Raw genomic sequence first — 23,972 nt, forward strand, 5'->3', positions numbered from 1 at the left:
GAGATGAAAAACGGTCGGCCCGCCTGCACGCGAAACTAGCCGGACACCGTTAAATTGCGATTAATAATGAACTATAACTATTGATCCGGAGCCTCAATCGACTGCCGATATGCTTCATCGCGAATATATTCGCCTTGTCTATTTCGGACCGCTTATTTGCCACAGTGCTGATATTTCTGCGCCGGCAACACGATACGGCCTTTCATCGGGGCGGCATTCATTGTTATGGCGGGGTTGAAAGATTTGTGTTGCAGGAGCGCCGATGACCAAAACCCTGAAATGCGATGTGCTGATGATCGGCACCGGCATTATCGGTTCCATGGCGGCGCTTTATCTGCAGAATGCCGGACGTGAGGTGGTGCTGCTGGAGCGCGGCGAGGTTGCCCGGGGCGCGAGTTCCGGCAATGCCGGCATTCTGGCCTTCCCCGAAATCATCCCCATTCCGGCTCCCGGCATTATGAAAAAAGCACCGCGCTGGCTGTTCGATCCGCTCGGCCCGCTCAGTGTGCCGCCCGCCTATGCGGCAAAGATCGCACCCTGGCTGTGGCGTTTCTGGCGCGCGAGCGCCGAGCGTAATTTTCGCCATGGGCTGAAGTCACTCACCGACATCAACCGGCTGGCTGCCATGGAAATGGCCCATGTCGCGGCGATGCCGGAACTTTCGCATCTCGTTTCGAAAACCGGCACGCTCGATCTTTATGACAGCGAGGCAAGTCTCAATGCTGCCCGCAGGGACTGGGACGAAAAGGAAAGCGCAGGCTTCACCTTTCAGCGCGTCGGCCGCCCTGAAATCGAGGAACTGCAGCCGGGTCTCGCGCCCCAGTTCCGCCATGCCGTGTTTTCGCCGGATGGCCTGCAGGTCTCCGACCCTTACGATTTCACCCGCGCCATTTTCGATCTGGTAATCGCCCGCGGCGCCAGCCTGCGCAAAGGCGAGGCCGAACGCATCGACGCCGTCGGCGAAAGTACGATCGTGACGCTGGAAAATGGCGACAAGATCGATGCCGACAAAGTGGTGATCGCCTGCGGCGCCTGGTCGAGAAAACTTGCCGCGACGCTTGGCAACATCGTGCCGCTGGAAACCGAACGTGGTTACAACACCACGCTTTCCCCCGAGGCTTTCAACCTGACGCGCCAGCTTTATTTCAACGACCATGGCTTCGTCGTCACTCCGCTATCGACGGGCATCCGCATTGGCGGCGCGGTCGAACTCGGCGGGCTGGAACTGAAACCGAATTTCCGCCGTGCGGAAGCCATGCTGAAGAAAGCAGGACGCTTCCTGCCCGGCCTCAAACTGGAAGGCGGGAAACAATGGATGGGGTTCCGCCCGTCCATGCCGGACTGTCTTCCCGTCATCGGCACGGCACGCGCCACGCCGTCCGTCATCTATGCCTTCGGCCATGGCCATCTGGGGCTGACACAATCGGCAGCAACCGCCCGTCTGGTGACGCAACTGGCCAGCAGTGAGGAGACGGAAATCTCGGTCGATCCTTTCCGGCCGGGACGTTTTTCCTGAGTTCAGGAAGACGGCGCTATTTCACCGGCTGCATGGAATCGTCGGGAAACACCACTTCGGCAAAGGACGGATAGACCTTGCGCAGGATGGTGACCTGCTGTTGATCGCTTACCCGCAGCAAATACCAGTCCGCACCGTCCATCAGCGCCAGCGTGTGGGATTTCGCCTCAATCGTCTGGCCGCCGGTTTCCATCACCGTCCTGGTCGGAATGAGCGCATAGGGCGTTCCATCAGACGTTTGCGCAAGGCTGATCGCCTGCGTATCCATGGTGAACTCGGTTATCTTCACCGCCGCGAGCGCCATCTGCATCTGCGCGGTCAAAGCGCCGCGCAATTGCTCCACGGTAATACCCGCTTCGCCTGCGATGAATTCAAAGATTTTCGGAGGCACCGTCTTGCCGACGACATCGAAATCCTGTGCGCTCAAAGCCGTCTGAAATCGCTCTATCTGCGTGCGAAGACTATCCTGCTCGGCAGGTGAAAGATCGCGTGACAAAGCGGGATACGCAACCGCCACCAGCAGAAACAGAGAATACAGCAGACGCTTCATGGCTTGGCCTTTCCGGTTATCCGGCATCGCCCGGTCCCCGCAACGGGAACCGCTCATGAACGGGATCGTTCAGCGCAGCAGGAAGAAACCCGCAGCCGACAGCACGACGAAGACGACCAGGCCACCAAGGAAGCCGGCGGTGGTGAAGAAACCCGCGACCATGGCCAGCATCAGCACGCACAGCATCATGGTGCCGTACTTCGTCAAGGCCAGAAAACCGTTATAGGTCTTTTCGTGCTCGGCATAGTTCATCTCGGCGCCGACTTCGACAGGACCCGTGTGGTGTTCGCTCATTCCGCTTCCCCTTGTGCTCCATCCGTCATGCCCGTCGTGCGGGAAAATCTGCCCGCGAACGATCACGGGCCCATGCCGGATTCTCCGTAGCCAGAGGTAACATGAAGTCGCCGAAAAGCGCAATGCGTTCTCAGTGAAAGAGCGGCAGCGGCATGCATCGTTGCCGCTCAACCGGGCAAAACATGTCATAGGGCAACATTCTTTCGCAAACGGTTGAAAAGGACGATCCGCCAAGCTGTTTCATGGTGGTTTTGGTTGCTTTTCGAACCGCCTGACCATACACGGGATTCTGTGGGGAGGAACTCTGGAGCCTGCGGCAGCGGAAGCACGTGGAGGCGTGGCCGCAGCAGGGGCGCCGGGCTTTACTCTCCGCCATAAACCCGCAAAGGGCCCGAAAAGGGAAGAGGGGAAAGTTATGAAATCGCTTTTAAAACTAAGTGCGCTGATAGACCTTGCAAGCGAAGCTCTGGGCAAGGTTGCCGGTTATCTCGTGCTCATCTGCTGCCTCGTCAGCGCCGGCAATGCCATGGTCCGTTACGCCCTGAACTACAGTTCAAACGGCTGGCTGGAAATCCAGTGGTACATGTTCGCTTTCATCGTGCTGATCGGCGCATCCTACACGCTGCGCATGAATGAACATGTGCGAGTGGACATCATTTATGGTGCGATTTCACCGCGCAGCCGCATCTGGGTGGACATTATCGGCATCGTGCTGTTCCTGCTTCCCGGCTGCTTTTACCTCGCCTGGCTTTCCTGGCCCATGTTCACGCTATCCTGGCATCAAAGCGAAATGTCCTCCAATGCCGGCGGCCTCATCCGCTGGCCGGTGAAATTCATCATCTTCGCCGGTTTCGCCCTTCTGGTTCTTCAGGGTTTTTCCGAACTCATCAAGCGCATAGGCGCCCTCAACGGGCTTTATGCGCTCGATACGAAGTACGAAAAACCCCTGCAATGATCGCACCGATCTGAACCTTCAGGATATTTCCCATGTTCGAATATGGTATTCTTCCGCCACTGATGTTCCTCGGCATGATCATCTTCATGCTTTACGGATTTCCGGTTGCTTTCTCGCTCGCCACCGTCGGTCTCGTTTTCGGCGTCATCGGCATCTTCACGGAGCATTTTTCGCCGGCCTTTCTTCAGGCCCTGCCGCTGCGCATCTTCGGCATCGTCTCGAACGACCTTCTGCTGGCCATCCCCTTCTTCACCTTCATGGGCGCGATCCTCGAGCGATGCGGGCTTGCGGAGGATCTGCTTGAAGGGACGGGCAAACTGTTCGGCGCCATTCCGGGCGGTCTCGCTTATGCCGTCATCATCGTCGGCGCGATCCTTGGCGCGATTACCGGCACCGTTGCCGCCTCGGTCATCACCATGGGCGTCATCTCGCTGCCGATCATGCTGAAATATGGTTATAATCCTCGGCTTGCCACCGGCGTCATCGCCGCATCGGGAACGATCACGCAGGTCATCCCGCCTTCGCTGGTGCTGATCGTGCTTGCCGACCAGCTCGGCAAATCCGTCGGCGACATGTATCTGGGCGCCATCGGCCCCTCAATCCTGCAGGTCGCCATCTTCATGCTCTTCATCCTGTTCATGTCGGTCGTGCGGCCGAAGGACCTGCCGGCGCTGCCGCCGGAAGCGCGGGGAGAACTCAACCGGGCGCTGGTGTTCCGCGTGCTGGCAGGCATGATCCCCTCTATCGTGCTGATCTTCCTCGTGCTCGGCACCATCTTCCTCGGCCTTGCAACACCCACCGAAGCCGGTGCGCTCGGCGTCGTGGGCGCCATGGCGCTGGCCGCCGCGCACCGCCGCCTCACCTGGGACCTCATCAAGCAGGGCATGCATTCCACCATGCATATCACCTCGATGGTGGTGTTCATTCTGGTCGGCGCCACCTGCTTCTCCCTCGTCTTTCAGGGCATGGACGGTTCGCTCTGGATCGAGCATATGCTGTCGGGCATTCCGGGCGGCCCCATCGGCTTCCTGATCTTCGTCAACATCTTCATCTTCTTCCTCGCCTTCTTCCTCGATTTCTTCGAAATCGCCTTCATCGTCATTCCGATGCTGGCGCCGATCGCCCAGTCGCTCGGCATCGACCTCATCTGGTTCGGCGTTCTGATCTGCATCAACATGCAGACGAGCTTCATGCATCCGCCCTTCGGATTTGCGCTGTTCTACCTGCGCTCCATCGCGCCGCGCACGGTCAAGACATCGGATATCTACATGGGCGCCATCCCATGGCTCGGCATGCAGCTCATCCTCGTCGCCATCGTGATCTTCTGGCCGGAATCCGTCACCTACTGGTTGGACAAGGCGCCCGAGGTCGATCTGAACTCCATCAAGATCGAAGTGCCCGCCTTCGGCAATCAGGGTGGCAACACCATGCCCAATTTCGGCCAGCCGGGTGGATTGCCGGGCATGCCGAATCTTGGCGAGCCCCCGAAGATCGGACCCTGATCGGCGTCTTGTAAGGACTGGGCGAAACGCTTATAGTTGCGGAGTGGAAGACGGGAGTGCACACCCGTCTTCCGTTTGCTTATCTGCTTAGAAAATTGAACCGGACGGAGACAGACCAGCCCGTCCGGTTCTTCCTAAACCAAAGCGTAATGCTCAGCGGTTTCCACATCGCATCACCTCCACAGTTGAGAGCAAGGCCTTTGCCGAGGTCGGCGTGGCCAATCCCCGCCGACACTCCGGCTGGTCCCGGAGCCTGCTGCTTTTGCCCACAACGGAATTGATCGTAAATCATCCTTTGTTGTCGGATGCGTGAAGGCATGTCCGCACAACAAAAACCCCGGGGACCGAAATCCCCAGGGCCTTTGCTCGGTCCGCCGTCACCGAATAATTAGAGCTTGCCGTTACGCTGCTGGATCATCATGAAAGTATCGAACGTGTATTCCGCAAGCTGCATCCACAGATAACCTTCGCGCTTGAAGGCGACTTGATCTTCGTAGATCTTCTTGAAGTCCGGATTGGAGGCCGAAATATTGGCATAGACTTCCAGCGCGGCCTTGTAGCAGGCCTCGAGGATTTCCTGGCTGAACGGCCTGAGCACCGCACCTTCAGAGACGAGCTGCTTGATGGCGATCGGGTTTTTCGCGTCGTATTTCGCCATCATGCTGGTGTTGGCGAAGGCGCAGGCGTCCTGCAGCGCCGTCTGGTAGTTTTTCGGCAGGCTGTTCCACTTCTCCAGATTGACGAAGGAATGGATGACCGGGCCACCTTCCCAGAAAGCGGGATAATAGTAATATTTCGCCACCTTCTGGAAGCCGAGCTTGTGGTCGTCGTAAGGGCCGACCCATTCCGCCGCGTCGATGGTGCCTTTTTCCAGCGCCGGATAGATATCGCCGCCGGCGATCTGCTGCGGCACCACGCCGAGCTTTTCCACCACCTTGCCGGCCAGACCGGCGATGCGCATCTTCACACCCTTGAAATCGTCGACGGTATTGATTTCCTTGCGGAACCAGCCGCCCATCTGCGCGCCGGTATTGCCCGAAATCATGCCGTAGAGATTGTGCTTGGCGTAAAATTCGTTGAGCAGCTTGTTGCCGTTGCCTTCATAGAACCATGAGTTCGTGAGGCGGGCATTGAGGCCGAAAGGTATGGCCGTGCCGATGGCGAAGGTCGGATCCTTGCCGACGTAATAATAGGAGCAGGTGTGGCACATTTCCACCGTGCCGGACGATACGGCATCGGCTGCCTGCAGGCCGGGCACGATTTCACCGGCGGCAAAGGGCTGGATGGTGAAATTGCCGTCGGTTGCGGCGGCGACATGCTTGGCAATATCTTCCGCGCCCCCATAAATCGTGTCGAGCGATTTCGGAAACGACGACGTCAGGCGCCAGTTGATCTTGGTATTCTGCTGTGCAATGGCGGGCGCGGCCAGCGCTGCCGTGGCAGCTCCCGCGAGCGCACCTTTTTTCATAAAGGAACGGCGATCCATCTATATCCTCCCAGATATGAACGCTGCCCGCAGCTTTGAATTCCCCTCGTTGCTGTTCAGGCATCGCAGCAAAGTAAGCACGGTTACGGCCCGGCTGACAAGCACCCGCACCAAGAATTAATCGCGGAAAAACCGGCCTTTCCGGGAATTTTTGGAAACTCTGCTTCGTATTTTATTTTCAACTGAAATATCCCGGCATCGCCTTATACTTTAGGCGCATAAAGGATCGTCATAACGCAAAACGCGTGCTTGACTTGGCCAGCCGGCAGTCGCACAAATTTCGAAGATTCGTCCCGGAGCCACCATGCCAAAACCCATTATCGCCGTTCCCGCCGACATCCGGCATTTCACCGGAGCCGACTGGCACGCCGCGCAGAACCAGTATGTTTCCGCCGCGCTGAAGGTGGCTGGTGTCATGTCCTTCATCGTTCCGGCCTTCGAGGACGGAAACGAGGTCGACGCCATTCTTGACCGGGTAGACGGCCTGCTCGTGTCCGGCTCCGCCACCAATGTGCATCCCTCCCTTTACGGAAAAGAGGCGCAGGAAAGCGACGGCCCGTTCGATCAGGCCCGCGACGCCACCAGCCTGCCGCTCATCCGCCGCGCCATCGAACGCGGCATCCCGATGCTGGCCATCTGCCGCGGCATTCAGGAGCTGAACGTCGCGCTGGGCGGTACGCTTGCGTCCGAAATTCAGGAACAGCCCGGCATATGGGACCATCGCAAGCCGGAACATGACGACCGCGACGTGGCCTTCGCCATCCGCCAGCCGGTGCATGTGCGAGAAGGCTCCTGCATCGCACAGCATCTCGGAATGTCGGGTGAAATCCAGATCAATTCGCTGCATCGGCAGGCGATTGCTGAAACTGCGCCACGCCTGCAGGTGGAGGCGACAGCGGCAGACGGCACCATCGAGGCCGTTTCAGTTATCGACGCCAAGGGATTTGCCGTCGGCGTGCAATGGCATCCGGAATATTGGGCTGAAACCGACGCGCCGTCGCGCGCTTTGTTCGAAGCCTTCGGCAAGGCCGTCCACGACTATCGGAACAGCAAGGCATGAACCTTAGCTGATCCCCCTCGGCTCACAGGAACACAAAAAAGGGGCAAGCCTGAAGGCCTGCCCCAAGTCTGGGAGGAGGATTTAGCGCTTTGCGCGTTTCTTCTGTCGGTAGACGTCGGCAACGACCGCAGCCACGATGATCAGGCCCTTGACGATTTCCTGGTAATAGGCGTCCACCCGGAGGAAGGTGAAGCCAGACGTCATGACACCGAGGATGATGGTGCCGATCACCGTTCCGGTGATGCGGCCTGCACCGCCGGCGAGCGATGTGCCGCCGATAACGGCTGCGGCGATGGCGTCGAGTTCATACATCACGCCCATGCCGGCCTGTGCTGTCTGGGCGCGGGCGGCGGTGACAACACCGGCGAGACCGGCGAGCAGGCCAGCAATGGCATAGACCTTGATCAGATGCGCCTCGATATTGATACCGGACACGCGTGCCGCCTGCTGGTTGGCGCCGATGGCATAGGTAAACTTGCCGTAGCGGGTGTAACGCAGCGCCACGTGGAAGATGACGGCAACGACGAGGAACACCACGACCGGCCAGATGCCCGTGCCGATGAAGTTGAAACCGTCCGTCAGACCGGAGATCGGCTGACCCTTCGTATACCACTTGGAAAGACCACGCGCCGTCACCATCATGCCAAGCGTTGCGATGAAGGGCGGGATTTTGGTGCGGGCGATGAGCTGTCCGTTGATGAAGCCCGCAAGGGCGCCAGCCAATATGCCGACGGCGAGCGGTATGAAGAAGGGCAGATCGGTCAACCCCGGGTAAAGCGCCCGCGGCCATGTGGACGATTGCGCCACGCTGGCGGACAGCATCGCCGTCAGGCCGACGACGGAACCGGAAGAGAGATCGATACCGCCAGTGATGATGACCTGCGTGACACCAACCGCGATGATGCCGATCACCGAGACCTGCAGGATCATGATCGTCAGGCGCTGCTGGTTCATCAGGAAGCTCTGGCCGATGAAAATCCAGCCGAGAATTTCATAAACCAGCGCGATGCCGATCAGCACGAAAAAGATATTGGCCTCCGGCGGGATGTGCCGGTGCGGCTTGCGTCCGGATTTTGCGTCCAACTCTGTGTTGGCGGCGGCGTTCGTATTCATAATCATTCCTCCTCGAGAAATCCCGGCGCGCCTCACCGCGATGCGAGATCCATCACTTTAACCTGCGTGGCTTCACTTCTATCGAGGAAGCCCGTCACCCGACCTTCATGCATGACCATGACACGGTCGCTCATACCCAGAACCTCCGGCATTTCGGAGGAAATCATGATGACGGCGACGCCCTGGCGCGCCATCTCGCAAACCAGCTTGTGAATTTCCGCCTTGGCCCCGACATCGATGCCGCGTGTCGGCTCATCCAGAATGAGAATACGTGGCTTGGTCAGCATCCAGCGGCCTATCAGCACCTTTTGCTGGTTGCCGCCCGACAGGTTCTCGATGCGCTCGTAAAGATGCGGCGTCTTGACCCGGAGCTTGCGGCACATCTCCTCGCAGGCATCCGACAGCGCATTTTCCTGCACGAAGCCATTGGCGACATATTTGTCCTGCAGGACGGCGATCTGCATGTTCTCCAGAATATTCAGGATCAGCAGGCATCCCGTATCCTTGCGATCCTCCGTCAGAAACGCCATGCGGTGACTGATGGCCTTCGTCGGGCTGTCGATCGAAACCGGCTTGCCGTCGATTGCAATCGTGCCCGAGGATGCGGGCGTTACACCGAACACCGTTTCCGCCACATTGGAGCGGCCCGATCCGACAAGGCCGGCAACGCCGAGAATTTCGCCGGCGCGCACCTCGAAGGAAATGTCGTGGAAAACGCCGTCGAGCGTGAGATTCTTGACCGAAAGCACCACGTCGCCGATCGGAACCTCTTCCTTCGGAAACATCTGGGTGATTTCACGACCCACCATCATGCGGATGATGTCGTCACGCGTTACATCAGTCGAGGCGTGGGTGCCGATATATTTACCGTCGCGGAAAACCGAAAATTCATCGGCAATCTCGAACAGCTCGTTCATCTTGTGGGTGATGTAGACGATACCGATACCGCGTTCCCGGAGATCGCGGATGATGCGGAAGAGATGCTCCACCTCGCGCTCCGTCAGCGCAGATGTCGGCTCGTCCATGATGAGAACGTCGGAATCATAGGAAACCGCCTTGGCGATCTCGACCATCTGGCGACTTGCCACCGAAAGCTCGCCGACGCGGGTTTCCGGGTCAAGATCGATGCCGAGCCTTTCCAGCAGCGTTTCGGTGCGGCGATACATTTCGCCATGGTCGATGAGGCCCAGCCGGTTCTTCGGCTCGCGGCGTATCCAGATGTTTTCCGCCACCGTCATATAAGCCATCAGGTTCAGTTCCTGATGGATCATGGCAATGCCGTTTTCCAGCGCATCGAGCGGGGAATCGAGACGTATGTCGGCGCCTTTCAGGCGAATTTCTCCACTGTCCGGCTGGTAAATGCCGGCCAGGATCTTCATCAGCGTCGATTTTCCAGCACCATTCTCGCCCATCAGCGCATGCACGGTGCCGCGCTTCAGCTTGAACTGCACATCATCAAGCGCCACGACGCCGGGAAATTCCTTGCGTATGCCTTCCGCAGCGAGAAGATACTCCGCATTCGGCACGGCTCCGCTGGCGCGCACGGCAGCCATTGTCGATGGACTGACGACCATCTCATCCTCCACAATAGACAAAAATGACCGGAAACAGGCTTCGCCAGACGGCGCACCTTGCCTCCGGGGAGGCTTGCAGCGCCATGTCGATCACGACATGAAAGGCGCTGCAACACTTTGAATTCACTGAAATTCAATCGAACTCCGCTCGCGCACCGAAGCTTGTCTTCGGCGCCGTCGGAAACCGGCATCTGCCTCCAATATCGATCTGAACGGGCGCAGATGCCGGAAGGCGGCCGTTAGTTCTTGGCCACGTAGTCCTTGACGTTTTCAGGCGTGACGAGCTGGAAAGGAATGTAGACCTTCTTCTCCACCTTGTCGCCCTTGACGAGCTTCAGCGCAGCATCGAGAGCGCCCTTGCCCTGCCCTGCTGCATCCTGGAACACCGTTACATCCAGATCGCCCGCCTGCATCGCGGCAAGGGCGTCCTGCGTGGCGTCAACGCCGGCGACGACATAGCTTTTCATGTCCTTGCCTGCGGCCTTCAGGGCCTGGATTGCGCCAATCGCCATTTCATCGTTGTTGGCGATGACGGCATTGAATTCGATACCGCTGGAAAGCCAGTTGGTGACGAGGTCGGAACCCTGCGTGCGCTGCCAGTTCGCGGTCTGCTCTTCAACAACCGAAATGCCCTTGCATTCGTCGGTCTTCAGAACGTCCTTGGCAGACTGCGTGCGCATGCGTGCCGCCTGGTTGGAAAGCTCACCCATCATGATGACCGCATTGCCCTTGCCACCGAGAAGGCGGCAAACTTCTTTCGCTTCAAGCGTGCCGGCAACCGTCTCGTCGGAGGCGACGAATGCCTGGCCGTCCGGCAGGCTATCGACGTTCACCGGCTGGCGGTTGACGTAAACCAGCGGAATCTTGGCGTCGGCGGCGAGCTTCGACATGGCCGCCGTCGCATCCGTATCAACCGGGTTGACGATAATCGCGTCGACCTTGGACGCGATGAAATTCTGAATCTGGCTCTGCTGCTTGGCAACGTCGTTCTGGGCGTCCTCGACCTGCAGGGTCACGCCCTTCAGTTCCTTGGAATAATCCTGCATGCCGTTGCGCAGCACGGTCAGGAAGTTGTCGTCGAACAGCGCCATCGAGACGCCTACGGTCTCCGCATGCGCCGCCGTGCCCAGAAGCACAGACATGGCTGCGCCGATGATAAATTTCTTCATTGTTTTCTCCTCCTCGGTGTCCGGCGCCACCTCTCCCAGCCGGAGGCGAACCCGAGAGCCCGCCGCTACCTCCTCACAGACAGAAAACGGAATAATGAAACCGATTTTCTGTCCGTTCGATATATTTATTCCATTTTTGGTCCGAACGTCAATGCTTTCTTCACGGCAGGGCGGCGAAGCGGCACACAAGGCGGTGATGAGGGAGAATTTCAGAAGGAAGGAATTCCGGGGCGGATTGCCGGGAACCGCGCCGAAGCTTTTTCAACGTTACCCCCACTCGTCAGGCGAGGATCGATAAGCCGTTGAAATCATGGACCCTCGGGCCGAAACCGAGGATCACGAAGAATATGGAGTAAGGTCTGTTTTCAATGCCGGACCCGCAGACCCTGCCATTGGCAAGGCCACCGGCGGGTCACATCTTTTCGCTTGCCGCGCCCATGTGAGACACCATTCCACCGGCGAAAATACGCGATAAGGGAAACGGGTTCAGCAGAATGGGCGTGTTGGTGCAGCACGTTCTATCGATGGGAACCGGGCATGACATCGGCGGGAATCGGGCAGACATATTTGCTGCCCTCGGTCTTTTCCTGCCATTCCCTTTTGGCACTGGCGAGCAGTTCCGGCGAGGTCATCAGCGCAAAGCCGGTCGACGCGAGTGCTTTGGCGGCATGGGCCATGGCCTTGTGAGCGGCGGGGCTTTTGCCCTGCGCCACCACCTGCCAGGTATGCGGATTGGTGCCGATCGCCCAGGCGGGCGTCCAGCACTGTGCGGTTGGCGTCACCCAGCTGACATCACCGACATCGGTGGAACCCGCCCGGAAATGCGACTGGCCCTCGAAATCGCGCAAGCCGAGATGCAGGGGTGTCGATCCGTCGATCTTCCGGTTGGAAAAGACATCGCCCTTTATCTGGTAGAGCCTGATGCTGCTTTTGATCGCCTCGTCAGTGAAAGTGTCCTGAATGCGTTTGGCAAAAGCGATATCCGCCTCATCAAAGGCGATGGGGCCTAGCGCCACCATGTTTTCATGCATCGCCGTTTCCAGCGTGATGTTGGGCAGGAGATTGGTGGAGGCGGTATCGAAGACGATTTCCACCTCTGTTTCGGTCATCATCGCCGCGCCGCGCGCAACCTTGTCCACCCGCGCGGCAAGATCGAGCGCCTGGCGCATTTCCGGGGCGCGGATCAGATAGAGCACTTCCGCCCTGGCCTGAACCACATTCGCCGCCTTGCCGCCGGTATCCGTGATTGCATAATGCACCCGGCAATCCTGCGGCATGTGTTCGCGCAGGAAATTGACGCCGACATTCATGAGTTCGACGGCATCGAGCGCCGAGCGGCCGAGATGGGCGGCGTTGGAAGCATGGGCCGCAACACCCTTGAAACGGTAGAAATATTCCAGCACGGCAAGATTGTTGGTGGAGCGTACGCCGTTGAAGGGCGCAGGATGCCATGTCAAAGCCGCATCGACATCGTCGAACAGCCCGGCACGCACCATGAAGGTCTTGCCGGAACCGCCCTCCTCGCCGGGGCAACCGTAATAACGCACGGTGCCGGGCAGATTATTGGCTTTCAGATGCCGGGCGAGCGCAATAGCGGCCATCAATGAGCCGACGCCAAGCAGGTTGTGGCCGCAGCCATGGCCGGTGTCGCCCGCCTCACGCGGCTGCACCTCAGCCACATCGGCCACCTGGCTCATGCCGGCCAGCGCATCGAATTCACCGAGAAAAGCGATAACCGGCTTGCCGCTGCCGAATTCGCCTATGAAGGCCGTCTCCATGCCTGCCACGCCACGGCGAACCGCAAAGCCATTTTCCTCGAGCGCGCCCGCCAGAACGCCGGCAGATTGCTGCTCCTCGAATTTGAGTTCGGCAAAATCCCAGATGCTGTCGCTCAAGGTGATGAAATCGGGCTTTATTGCCTCGATTTCGGCAGCAATCGACATCACGGCGTCACGGTTCATGGCTTGTCCTCGCATTTCCGCCCTTTGCGGGCACGCGCAAGCGCTTCGGCAGATGCACCGCCAAATCCTTACGCTCTATGATGGAAAGCCCGCGCCGGGGTCCGCCTCCGGCGCGGGCATAGTGGATCAGTTGTCGACCGAGACTTCCCATAGACGGGCGTTCGACTGCCAGACCGGCTGGCCCTTGAGCTTTTTCGTCGCGCCCCAGACATCGACCATGTCGTAAAGGAAGATGCCCGGCATTTCCTTCAACATCAGCTCATGGAACTCGTCGAAAATCTTCTGGCGCTTGGTTTGGTCGGCCTCCACATAAGCGGCCTTCATCAACTCTATCGCCTTCGGATCGTCCCACATCAGGGAGGCATTCTTGTCCTTGTTGCCGACATAGAAGGCATACATCAGGGCCGGGTCGAGACGCGGGGCGACCGACTGCGAGATCACCTGATAATTGCCGGAACGGCGGCGATCCACCTGCGTGGCGTAATCCAGCACCTCGATCTGCACGTTGAGACCCGCCTGCTGCATCATGGCCTGCGCCATGACGGCGGCCGGGAAGCTCGGCACATTGCCACGCTTGTTGGCGATGATGGAGATCGGCTCGCCCTTGTAACCGGCGGCCTCCAGCTCCTTCTTCGCGGCCTCGACATCATAGGCAGGGCGCTTTTTCTGGGCCTCGTCATAATAAACCGAGTCCTGCGAGACCATCGAGCCGTTGGCTTCGCCAGTACCGTTCGATGCGGCAGCGACCAGCTCATCGAGATCGAGAGCCATCGCCATGGCGCGGCGCACGCCGGGATTGCTCAGTACCTTGTCGCGGGTCTGGATGTAGAACAGGTTCTTGCCGTTGTTGCGGGCAACGATGAGCTGCATCTTGTCATTGGTCTTGAATTCCGGAATGAGATCAGGCGAAATCTCGGCCGTATCGAGCACGCCGGATTCAAGACCCGCCTTCACTGTCGAAGCATCGGGAATGACCATGAATTTGATGCCGTCGGCCAGCGGCCGCTTGGAGCCGACCATACCGTCCGGCTTGCCGTCATTTGCCGGCGAAACATAATCGGCAAATTTGGCGAGGCGGATATATTCGCCTTTCTTCCACTCGTCCCACTGGAACGGCCCGGTGCCGATGGGCTTGGCGAAGCTGCCATCGGCAGCAACCGATTCCGGCGAGATCATGCCGGTATAACCGCATTCCGGCCGCGACATCAGGCCAAGGAAAACGGCGGAGGGTTTTTCAAGGGTGATCTCGACCGTGGAGGCATCCGTGGCCTTGACGCCGGTGACATGCGCTGCCCCGCCCTCGGCGAAATCGTTGAGGCACGCCCACTTCGTTTCCGGCTTCAGATAACGTGTCCAGTTCCAGACGACATCCTCTGCGGTGAGCGGCTTGCCATTGTGGAACTTCACATCCTTGCGCAGCTTGAACGTATAGGTCAGGCCGTCAGGCGCAACCTCGACGCTTTCGGCGAGAAGTGGCTTCACCTCTCCGGCATTGTTATAACCGACGAGGCCTTCGACGATGTGCAGGATAACCCCATCCGTATTGCCGTCGCGGTTCACGCCGGGATTGTTGCTGCGCAAATCCGAGCTTTGCGCGATGGTGATATCGCGGGCCGCCGCGATATTGGCGGTCACGAGCAGGGCAACGCCTGCGAGAAGAAGTTTTTTCACTGTTCTACCCTCTTTGTTGTCATTGATTGTTATTGGTGAAAGCCGTCCCAGCAGGCCTGTGCCAGCCGGCCGATCGTTTCAAGCGCGATGGTGTATCCCGGCGTACCGTCAGGCATCACCTGCGGCACCTCGTCGGTATAGGTGGTGATGATGAAGGACGGCGCGCCGTTTCTGTAGACGATGCCGGCATCCATGCGCCCGCGCTTGCCGCGACCGCTCTTGCTCGCCACCACAGCCTCGAAAGGCAGGCGGGAGCGGATTCCATAACGCAAAATCTGGTTCTTCAGCGTTTGCATGGCCCATTCGCACAATTGCGGGCTGCAACCGAGCTTCGCCTGCGCATCAGGTGAGGATTGCGCATCGAGAATGGTCTGCAGCAGCAGCACCTGATCCGCTGCCGAGGTGGTGGTGACGGTTTTCAGCGGATGATCGGCCGCCAGCGCCAGCGGCGGGATGAGGAAACGGTGGTGGGTATTGGCCATGCCGAGCGATTTGCAATAGCCGTCCACCTCTTCCAGCGTCAGCCTTTCCAGCACCATCTTGGTGCAGACATTGTCGCTCAGCACCATCATGCCGGCGACGGCATCGCGCAGCGAAATGACAATGCCCGGCGTCATATAACGGAACATGCCGCTCGCAACCTCTTCCGCCAGCCGCTTTTCATATGTAACGGGCTGGTCGAGATCGATCCGCCCTTCGCTGGCGGCCTTAAGCACGGCCATCATGATCGACGTCTTGCGGGTGCTGCCCGATGGCGTCTCCTCGTTTTCTCCGCGCCCGATCTCTTCGCCGGTCAGGAGATTGCGCACCATGAAGCGCGTCACGAAAGGCTGTGCATCACAGATCGCATTCAGTTGGGCAGCCACGGTCATAGTCATCTTCCTGTTAAACTTCATCTTCCAGACGCCATTTGAGTGTCACGCCGCCCTTTTCATTCTGGTCGAGGGCGGGAATGGCCGAGAGCAGCCAGCGCGTATAGGCCTCTCTCGGACTGTCGAAAATCGTGTCGCGATCACCCTCTTCGATGATGCGGCCGTCCTGCATAACGACGACACGGTCCGCCACCTGCTCCACCACGCCGAGATCGTGGCTGATGAAGAGGCAGGAAAAGCCGTAACGTTTCTGCAGATCGGAAAAGAGATCGAGCACCTGCGCCCGCACTGTCACGTCGAGTGCCGAGACCGGTTCGTCGGCGATCAGGAACCGCGGGCGGCGGGCAATGGCGCGGGCAATCGCCACGCGCTGGCGCTGGCCGCCGGAAAGCTCGTGCGGATAACGGGCGGCAAAGTCGGCACCGAGCCCGACTTCCTCCAGCGTTTCCAGCGCCCGCTTGCGTTTGGCGGCCTGATCGAGACCCGGCACGAGGCGCAGCGCCTCTTCCACCAGCGCCAGAATGGTCATGCGCGGATCGAGCGAGGAATAGGGATCCTGAAACACCATCTGGCAGTTGAGGCGATAGTCCTTCCAGTCCTCGTTGCGCTCGCGGCCCTGAAAGCGGATATGCCCTTCGCTTTCCTGCACGAGCCCGGCGATGGTGCGGCCAAGCGTGGTCTTGCCGGAACCGGAGCCGCCGACAAGCGCCACGACCTCGCCCTCATGAATATCGATGCTGACGCCATGCAGCGCCCGCTTCGGTTTGGCTTTTTTCAGCAGGGATTTGCGGCCGGCATAATCGACGACGATATCGCGGGCCGAAACCATCGGCGCCTTGGAGGTGTCGATGCTGCGCGGCTCGCCGCGGAACGGCAGGGAGGAAAGCAGTTTCTTCGTATAGGGGTGCTGCGGCGCGTCCAGCAGGTCCTCGGTGCGGCCCTGTTCGACAATCGCGCCTTTTTCCATCACCACGATACGGCTGGTATAACGCGCCACCATCGGCAGATCGTGGCTGATGAGGAGAACGGCAGTGCCTTCCGCTCGCGTCAGCTCCACCATCAGCTCCATGACATCGCGCTGGATGACCGCGTCCAGCGCCGTTGTCGGCTCGTCGGCAATCAGCAAAGCGGGTTTCAACAGCATGACCGAGGCCAGCATGATGCGCTGGCGCATGCCGCCGGAAAACTCATGCGGATAGGCCGTCAGCGCACCTTCCGGATCGCGGATTCCGACCCGGCGCAGCATGTCGAGAATTTTCTCGCGGCGCTCTTCAGGCGACAGCTTCGTGTGAAGGATCAGCCCCTCTTCCAGCTGCCGGCCTATCGTCATCGATGGGTTGAGTGAGGTCATCGGCTCCTGAAACACCACGCCGATCTCCGCGCCGCGCAGACGCCGAAGCTCCTTCACCGGCAGGTACATGACATCCTGCCCCTTGTAGATGATCGACCCGCCGGTGACGGCGATGGCCGGTGGCAGAAGCGAGATGAGCGCGCGGGTTGCAAGCGTCTTGCCCGAGCCGCTTTCGCCGACGATGCCGAAGATTTCGCCCGCAGCAATATCGAAGGAGACATCCTTGACCACCCGGTGGCCGGTTCTGGCGACTTCGAGCGAAAGGCCGCGAACGGTGAGAAGTGTATTAACAGTCATTTGAGACCTCTCATGCGCGGGTCAAGCCTGTCACGAAGGGCATCGCCCAGAAGATTGATGCCAAGCAGCGTCAGCGCGATGCAGAGACCGGGGAAAAGCCCGAGCCAAACGGCCTGCTGGATGAAGGGACGGCCGGCGGCCAGCATGTTGCCCCAGGTGGGGGCCGGCGGCGGCACGCCAAGGCCGAGGAAGGACAGCGCACTTTCCGAGAGGATGGCCCAGCCGAACATGGAGGTGGCAAGAACCGTGATCGGCGCGATGCAATTGGGCAGGATGTGGCGGAACATGGTGTAGATCTCACCATTGCCCATCACCAGCGACGCCTCGATGAATTCCCGCTCACGCAGAGAAAGCACGGCACCGCGCACCACGCGGGCCATCGATGGCGTGTAGGCGATGCCCAGCGCGAAGATGATGCCATACTGGTTGGCGCCGAAAACCGCGAGCAGGCCGAGCGCCAGCAGAATGCCCGGAAAGGCCAAGAGCGCATTGTTGATGGCCATGATGACGCCATCCACCCAGCCGCGCGCATAACCGCTGACAAGACCGATCAGCGTGCCGCAGATCTCGCGAAGCTGACCGTCAGGAAACCGATCCAGACGCTGGCGCGGGCACCCACCATCAGGCGGCTCAAAACATCGCGCCCGAATTCGTCGGTGCCGAGAAGATGGCTGGTGCTAGGTGCGGCCAGACGCGAGGCGAAACCGAGCTTCATCGGATCATAGGGTGTCCAGAACAGGCCGGTCATGGCGGTGATGAGCAGGAGGGCTATGAGAAAGCCGCCGATAAGCCCGTTAAGTGTGAACTTTTTCATTCGGCAACCACACGCGGATCGAAGAGGGGATAAAGAAGGTCGACGAACAGGTTGACCAGCACATAGGACAGCGAGACGAACAGCAGGCAGCCTTGAATGACGGGGTAATCGCGGGCGAAAATACTGTCGACCATCAGCCGTCCGAGGCCGGGAATGGTGAACACGGTCTCGATGACGGCGATGCCGCCGAGAAGATTGCCGAGGATGAGGCCGATCATCGTCCATGTCGGGCCGAAGGCGTTCTTGAACGCATGCCGCCAGAGAACCGCGCTTTCCGAAAGGCCCTTGGCGCGGGCATGGGTGATGTAATCCAGCCGCAGCACTTCCAGCGTGGAGGCGCGCGCCATGCGGATCAGAACGCCCATTTCATGGATCACCAGCGTCATGACAGGCAGGACGAGATAAAGCATGCCGCCGACGAGATTGTCGCTGATAGACACATATCCGAGCACCGGCAGCCAGCCGAGCTTGAGGCCAAAGAACAGGAGAAGCAGAAGACCCAGCCAGAATGTCGGAATGGAGAGCAGCAGTGTCGCCGTTCCCACCAGCGCCAGATCGGTGAAGCTGTTCTGTTTCCAGGCGGCGATCACACCGGCCGGAACCGCAATCAGGCTGGCGAGCAGCACCGCGACCACGACGATCTCGGCGCTGACGAGAAAACGCGACACGACCAGCGGCAGCACCGCCTCATCATTGACGATGGAGCGGCCGAAATCTCCCTGCACCACATTGCCGGCCCAGATGAGGAACTGTTGCGGCATGGATTTGTCGAGGCCGAGTTCGGTCCTCATGGCTTCGATCTGCTCCGGTTGCGCCATATCGCCCAGCATCAGGGCAGCCGGATCGCCCGGAATGAAGCGGATGAGCGCGAAAACCGTGATCGACACGAATGCGATCGTCGGCAGCGCCATCAAAAGACGGCTCAGTATGAATCTTATCATCGGTTCCCCACGATTGATGGCGGGGAATGGTATCCCGCCTCTATCGGTTTCGTTGCTGGTGACTATGACGGATTGATAAATAAGGCGCAATATTATGCATAAACGTCATATATCTATGCAGAATGACGGCGCGTTTCATCCTGATGAGGACAATGAGATTTTCCGCCCAAAATCCCGTTTTCAGTCGATTTTTTGCGAAAGCTGGATTTCCCGCTTCAAGGCATCGCTCAGCGCCTGCGCAGCGATGGACAGCGGTGCGCCGGAAGCACGGGCTAGGCCGAATTCCTGCGTCGCCTGCGGAACGAATGGCCGGGCGACGACGGGAAGGTGCCGGTAAAGATTCGCATAAAAACTGCTGATGATCGTGACCCCCAGCCCATGCGCGACATAGGCGCAGGCGGAACTGTTGGTGTGGGTCTCGATCTTCACCATCGGCTTGACGCCGGCCTTCTTGAAGACCTGATCGAGCGCCATGCGGTTCGGCCGCTGCCGGCCGATCAGAATGAGCGGAACATTGCGCAGGTCCTTTACGGTGATTTCGTCGAGCTTGGACAAGGGATGATCCTCCCGAACCACACAGACGCTCTTGCCGGTCGCGACACGCTCGACATCGATGCCCGGCCCGATCTCGCCTTCCATCCGCAGGAAACCGAGATCGATCACCCGCTCGCCGACGAGCTTGTTGATGGCGGTCGTCGTTTCGAAAAAAGTCTCTATGCGAACGCCGGGAAAATCCCGGACATAGTCGATCAGCATGGCGGGCGCGAAGTTCTCCCACATGCTGCTCGGCAAGCCGATGCGGACGATTTCCGGACCGGCCGCGCCATTGCGCAAATCCTCGGCGTGGCCGGACATGCGGTCCACGGCAAGCAGCACGCTTTCCGCATCCCGGGCGAGAAGCACCGCCTCCGGTGTCGGGATCAATCGTCCCTTGTCACGGGCAAACAGCGTCAGCGACAAATCCGCCTCAAGTTGGGCCAGAAGCCGGCTGATACCCGACTGGCTGAGACCCATGGCCTTGGCCGTGGCGATGGTCGAGCCGGTAGAAAGAAGCGTGCGCAGAACTTCGAGCTGCTTGATGTTCATGAGGCCAGCACCATGGGTGAAGAGACGAGCCGGTTTCGGTTCAGACGTTTTGCCGCTGATAGACCTTAATGTCACCGTTTTTTTAACGCCGCCACTTGGCCGGCACGGTCGCCGGTTACAATTCCACCTCATAGACGGTGTCATGGGTGGCCACACGCGCCTCTCCCGAGGGCGTCACCCAGCCGCGAAACATGCCTGATGTATTATAGGGCGCGGATATGCCGCCTTCGGCATCGATTGCGACGAGGCCCGCGCCGATATCGTAGGGCGCCAGATCCTTGTGAACGAGATCGCCGGCGGCGGTCTCCAGATCCTGCCCGAGATAGGCGACGCGGGACGCGATCTCGTGGCCAACGACATAACGGATGAAAAACTCGCCCTTGCCGGTGCCAGAGACCGCACAGGCGCCATCTCGCGCATAGGTGCCGGCGCCGATCACCGGGCTATCGCCCACCCGGCCATCCGGCTTGTTGGTGTAGCCGCCGGTCGAAGTGGCAGCGGCGAGATGACCCATCGCATCGAGCGCAACTGCGCCGACGGTTCCGTGCTTTTCGTTCTCAGTGGCTTCCGTGCCCGTGGCAGCATGACGCTTCATCGCCGCAAGTGCCTCCACGCGCTTTTGCGTGGTGAAATAGGATTGAGGTTCTGTCGCGAGCCCCTTTTCCTTTGCAAAGCGGTCGGCCGCCTCCCCCGTCAGATAGACGGCACGTTCATCCGCCATCAGCGCGCGGGCCGCCTTTACCGGGTTGCGGATGGCACGGGAGGCGCTGATCGCACCCGCCGCCAGCGTCGCACCGTCCATAATCGAGGCATCGAGTTCATGAATGCCGTTTTCGTTGAGCGCCGCCCCGTGGCCGGCGTTGAAGTGCGGGCTGTCCTCCATGACAACGACCGCCGCCTCAACCGCTTCAAGCGCGGTTCCGCCAGCCTTCAGCACGCCATAACCGGCGCGCAGGGCCGCCGCCAGATCGTTGCGGGCAGCAGCCCACTCCCCGGCCGTCATGCTGTCTTCCGGCATCACGCCGCAACCACCGTGAATGGCCAGTGCGATCTTCGTCATGTGCTCACTCCCTCGTTGCCCCGCGCTGGCAGGGCCTCTTACCATCAATGAAAGGCGATATCGCCGATGACCCGCACGCGCACCCTGCGAGCGCCGCCAGGCAGATAGGCAATCGGAATATCTTCCACCTCAAGCGTCTTTAGGCTCGCCCGCTCCGCACCGGATGCGACCGCGGCGTTCTGCGCCTCGGTCTCGGCTTTCGCAAGGGCCTCGTCTCGGCTCAGGCCGGAAAAGACCTGATCCACCTCGCCGGAAACCTGCGCCATCGCCGCACCCAGCGCATTGGCAACGCCAGCATTTTCCACGCGCAGCACTTCCGACGCACCCGGAACCGTCTCGGGGATCAGGAACGCCCCGCCGCCGACCGCAACCAGCGGCACGTCTTCGGCTGATGTCTTCATCTGGTCGAAACTGTCTGCCACCATATCGCGGATGCGTTGAAGCGTGGCCTGCACAAAAGCCGGATCAAGGTCTTTCACACGGTCGCGGTCACCCATCTCGATCAGGCCGGCGGCAACAGCGATATCCGATGTCGTCAGCGTCTCGCCGCCGAAAACGCGGGCTTCCGTCAGGATGCGATAACCGACCGAGCGCGGACCGATCTTGCCTGTTACAGGGTCGACGATGGTGCCGCCGCCGAGCGCAATAGGCAGAAGATCGGGCATACGGAAGAGCGTGCGTACCCCACCGATATGGACGATATTGTTCGCCTCGCGCGGAAAACCGCCGACAAGGCAGCCGATATCGGAGGTGGTGCCGCCGACATCCACCACCATGGCATCGGAAAGCCCGGTGAGGAAGGCCGCACCACGCATCGAGTTCGTCGGGCCGGAGGCGAAGCTGTGCACGGGGTTCGCAGCGGCGACATCCGCCAGCGCCACCGTGCCGTCATTCTGGGTCAGATAGAACGGCGCTTTTACGCCCGCTTCGCGCAGTGCATCCGAAAATGCCTGAACCGTGGTCTTGCCCAGTGTTTGCAGCGCTGCGTTCAGAAGGGCGACGTTCTCGCGCTCGAGAAGCCCGATACGGCCAAGCGTATGGGAAAGCGTGATGCGTGCATCAGGGATCACCGAACGGACAATCTCCGCCGCCCTTACCTCGCACTCCGTCGTCAGCGGCGAGAAAGTTGCCGAAATGGCGATGGAGGTGATGCCCGCATCGCGAATTTTCATCGCCGCTTCGCGGATTTCATCTGGAACCATCGGCACCAGCGGACTGCCGTCATATTCATGGCCGCCATGCACCATGAAGATCAGCGGATCGACCGCATCACGCAGATCCGCCGGCCAGTCGCACATGGGCGGCAGCGAAGAGCCGGTCGGCAGCGCGATGCGGATCGCCGCAACCCGTTCCAGCCGGGCGCGCTCCACCACCGCATTGGTGAAATGAGTGGTGCCGATCATCACCGCATCAATCGGCCGGTCCGCCGCGCCGACATGGCCTGCCACGTGGGCGAGCGCCGCCTTGACGCCGGACAGGACATCCTGCGTGGTCGGAACCTTGATGGAGGCGACGATGGTGTCGCCATCGATGAGAACGGCGTCCGTATTGGTGCCGCCAACGTCAATACCGATGTGTTTCATGGGAATACCGATCTGAAATCAATGTCATAACCGAAGGCGCGCGGGCCGACGGCGGCGATGCCGGCAGGTGTCGTCAAAAGCTCCGGCGCCGGCAGGGCGACAACCGTGACGCGCTGGCCATAACGTACCGATTCCGTGCCGATGGCGCCGCCCGAGACAGTGTCGAGAAGGCAAAGCAGGTCCGGCGTCATGGCGACAGGCTGGCCATCGCGGAAGGCGACCGCCCATTCGTTCTGGAAGGCAAGCTCCATGCGCGAACCGCGGTCGGCATCGATACCTTCAATGGTCGTGCTGCCGCGCAGGAAACCGCCAGTGGTCTCGCGCGCCACATCCACCACCTTGCCGCGGAACAGCTGCTTGCCGCCCTCATGGTCGAGAACCGCCTGAACCGGATCGTCATGGCGCGCACGCGCTGCCATCACCGCGCGCCCGAGTTCGGTCGCCTTGGTGACGGTGTAATGAATGCCCCACTCCTTGACTTCCTTGCCGGTGCGCGGCGCCTTGCAGGTGGCGGCGGTGGAACCGACTTCGGTGCAGACCTTGCGCGAGATGCGCTCCATCCATTTCCACGAGGCAGCACGCGTCACGATCACCTCATTGTCGCGCACATCGACCAGCGACAGCGGAAACATCGGCAGGTTGCCGATGGCGAAAGATGTCATCTGCGCTTCGGGATAGGCGCGTCCCATGGCGTCCGCATTAACGACCGGCCGGTCGAGTACGGCGGCGGCGAGGAAGGATGACAGCGCATTGGAACCGCCGATTTCCACGCTCATGATCGCCCGGAACGGCTTGCCGAGATAATCCTCCATCACCTCGACAGCGCGGGCGAGATGCACGGGATCCCCCAGTCTTTCCTGACCGACAAGCGGCGCACCCATCTTCGAAACGACGGCAACCATGTCGTCATCGGCAAGCGCCATGGGGTCCATGACCTTCACCCGCCTGCCCTCGGAATAAAGACGGCGCAGATTGAGCGTCGAGATATAGGGGTTGCCCCCGCCGCCGGTTCCCAGAATCCAGGCGCCCGTGGCCAGAGGTTCAATATCGTCTTCGGAAAATTCCTGGATCATGCGTCATCCTCGGGCATGCCGCAGCCTTTCCGGCCGCAGGCGAT

19 protein-coding genes and 1 pseudogene are annotated in these 23,972 nt (G+C 60.0%); 4 read left to right on the forward strand and 16 right to left on the reverse strand.

The annotated features are described in order from the left end of the window. Nucleotides 1-262 precede the first annotated feature (262 nt). On the forward strand, nucleotides 263-1,516 hold the full coding sequence (locus tag L901_RS02785) for an FAD-binding oxidoreductase (RefSeq protein ID WP_059753241.1): 1,254 nt from the start codon (nucleotides 263-265) through the stop codon (nucleotides 1,514-1,516). A 16-nt stretch (nucleotides 1,517-1,532) separates the two neighbouring features. Here L901_RS02785 and L901_RS02790 read toward each other — a convergent pair whose 3' ends face one another. Together L901_RS02790 and L901_RS02795 are read right to left on the reverse strand one after the other, a co-directional pair. Next, complete coding sequence (locus L901_RS02790; protein WP_183044120.1) at nucleotides 1,533-2,066, reverse strand: hypothetical protein; 534 nt, start codon at nucleotides 2,064-2,066, stop codon at nucleotides 1,533-1,535. 69 nt (nucleotides 2,067-2,135) lie between these two features. Then, a complete protein-coding gene (locus tag L901_RS02795; RefSeq protein ID WP_003524572.1) occupies nucleotides 2,136-2,360 on the reverse strand; it encodes an aa3-type cytochrome c oxidase subunit IV in 225 nt (74 codons plus the stop codon). A 415-nt stretch (nucleotides 2,361-2,775) separates the two neighbouring features. On the opposite strand from L901_RS02795, the gene L901_RS02800 reads away from it, so the two are divergent. Both L901_RS02800 and L901_RS02805 read left to right on the forward strand, forming a co-directional pair. After that, nucleotides 2,776-3,315: a TRAP transporter small permease subunit gene (locus L901_RS02800; protein WP_020813285.1), complete on the forward strand. Its 540-nt coding sequence runs from the start codon at nucleotides 2,776-2,778 to the stop codon at nucleotides 3,313-3,315. A 32-nt stretch (nucleotides 3,316-3,347) separates the two neighbouring features. Beyond that, the gene (locus L901_RS02805; RefSeq protein WP_003524574.1) at nucleotides 3,348-4,817 is read left to right on the forward strand and encodes a TRAP transporter large permease subunit; all 1,470 of its coding nucleotides are present in this window, start codon (nucleotides 3,348-3,350) and stop codon (nucleotides 4,815-4,817) included. 388 nt (nucleotides 4,818-5,205) lie between these two features. Here L901_RS02805 and L901_RS02810 read toward each other — a convergent pair whose 3' ends face one another. Then, nucleotides 5,206-6,303, reverse strand: a complete 1,098-nt coding sequence (locus L901_RS02810) for a TRAP transporter substrate-binding protein (RefSeq protein WP_003524575.1) — start codon at nucleotides 6,301-6,303, stop codon at nucleotides 5,206-5,208. Nucleotides 6,304-6,607: 304 nt separating this feature from the next. Here L901_RS02810 and L901_RS02815 point away from each other — a divergent pair, with 304 nt between their 5' ends. Beyond that, nucleotides 6,608-7,363: a gamma-glutamyl-gamma-aminobutyrate hydrolase family protein gene (locus L901_RS02815; RefSeq protein ID WP_003524581.1), complete on the forward strand. Its 756-nt coding sequence runs from the start codon at nucleotides 6,608-6,610 to the stop codon at nucleotides 7,361-7,363. A gap of 81 nt (nucleotides 7,364-7,444) precedes the next feature. Here L901_RS02815 and L901_RS02820 read toward each other — a convergent pair whose 3' ends face one another. The 13 genes and pseudogenes from L901_RS02820 to L901_RS02880 all read right to left on the reverse strand — a co-directional run bounded on the left by L901_RS02820 (nucleotide 7,445) and on the right by L901_RS02880 (nucleotide 23,928). Further along, nucleotides 7,445-8,476, reverse strand: a complete 1,032-nt coding sequence (locus L901_RS02820) for an ABC transporter permease (RefSeq protein ID WP_059753246.1) — start codon at nucleotides 8,474-8,476, stop codon at nucleotides 7,445-7,447. Between the two features lie 32 nt (nucleotides 8,477-8,508). Continuing rightward, on the reverse strand, nucleotides 8,509-10,050 hold the full coding sequence (locus tag L901_RS02825) for a sugar ABC transporter ATP-binding protein (protein WP_059753249.1): 1,542 nt from the start codon (nucleotides 10,048-10,050) through the stop codon (nucleotides 8,509-8,511). A gap of 239 nt (nucleotides 10,051-10,289) precedes the next feature. Further along, the gene (locus L901_RS02830; RefSeq protein WP_003524584.1) at nucleotides 10,290-11,219 is read right to left on the reverse strand and encodes a sugar ABC transporter substrate-binding protein; all 930 of its coding nucleotides are present in this window, start codon (nucleotides 11,217-11,219) and stop codon (nucleotides 10,290-10,292) included. 518 nt (nucleotides 11,220-11,737) lie between these two features. Continuing rightward, nucleotides 11,738-13,180 carry a M20 family metallopeptidase gene (locus tag L901_RS02835; RefSeq protein WP_059753252.1) on the reverse strand — a complete coding sequence of 481 codons (1,443 nt, stop codon included), beginning with the start codon at nucleotides 13,178-13,180 and terminating at the stop codon, nucleotides 11,738-11,740. Nucleotides 13,181-13,306: 126 nt separating this feature from the next. Beyond that, a complete protein-coding gene (locus tag L901_RS02840; protein ID WP_059753256.1) occupies nucleotides 13,307-14,851 on the reverse strand; it encodes an ABC transporter substrate-binding protein in 1,545 nt (514 codons plus the stop codon). 29 nt (nucleotides 14,852-14,880) lie between these two features. Further along, the gene (locus L901_RS02845) at nucleotides 14,881-15,723 is read right to left on the reverse strand and encodes a serine hydrolase (protein ID WP_059753258.1); all 843 of its coding nucleotides are present in this window, start codon (nucleotides 15,721-15,723) and stop codon (nucleotides 14,881-14,883) included. Between the two features lie 13 nt (nucleotides 15,724-15,736). Continuing rightward, nucleotides 15,737-17,371 (reverse strand): ABC transporter ATP-binding protein, encoded by a 1,635-nt coding sequence (locus tag L901_RS02850; protein ID WP_059753261.1) that lies wholly within the window; start codon nucleotides 17,369-17,371, stop codon nucleotides 15,737-15,739. Next, nucleotides 17,368-18,185: pseudogene (locus L901_RS02855) on the reverse strand (ABC transporter permease). Before L901_RS02855 ends, L901_RS02850 begins: the two are co-directional and overlap by 4 nt. After that, the gene (locus L901_RS02860) at nucleotides 18,182-19,126 is read right to left on the reverse strand and encodes an ABC transporter permease (protein ID WP_059753264.1); all 945 of its coding nucleotides are present in this window, start codon (nucleotides 19,124-19,126) and stop codon (nucleotides 18,182-18,184) included. Before L901_RS02860 ends, L901_RS02855 begins: the two are co-directional and overlap by 4 nt. A 180-nt stretch (nucleotides 19,127-19,306) precedes the next feature. Further along, a complete protein-coding gene (locus L901_RS02865; protein WP_059753267.1) occupies nucleotides 19,307-20,212 on the reverse strand; it encodes a LysR family transcriptional regulator in 906 nt (301 codons plus the stop codon). Nucleotides 20,213-20,327: 115 nt separating this feature from the next. Then, entirely contained in the window at nucleotides 20,328-21,272 is a 945-nt protein-coding gene (locus L901_RS02870) for an isoaspartyl peptidase/L-asparaginase family protein (RefSeq protein ID WP_059753269.1), read from the reverse strand. Nucleotides 21,273-21,316: 44 nt separating this feature from the next. Continuing rightward, nucleotides 21,317-22,855, reverse strand: a complete 1,539-nt coding sequence (locus L901_RS02875; protein WP_059753271.1) for a hydantoinase/oxoprolinase N-terminal domain-containing protein — start codon at nucleotides 22,853-22,855, stop codon at nucleotides 21,317-21,319. Then, nucleotides 22,852-23,928: a DUF917 domain-containing protein gene (locus L901_RS02880; protein ID WP_059753274.1), complete on the reverse strand. Its 1,077-nt coding sequence runs from the start codon at nucleotides 23,926-23,928 to the stop codon at nucleotides 22,852-22,854. The genes L901_RS02875 and L901_RS02880 overlap by 4 nt, the downstream gene beginning before the upstream one ends. Nucleotides 23,929-23,972 lie beyond the last annotated feature (44 nt).

Origin of the sequence: Agrobacterium sp. D14 (assembly GCF_001526505.1) — a bacterium.
Lineage (GTDB): Bacteria > Pseudomonadota > Alphaproteobacteria > Rhizobiales > Rhizobiaceae > Agrobacterium > Agrobacterium leguminum.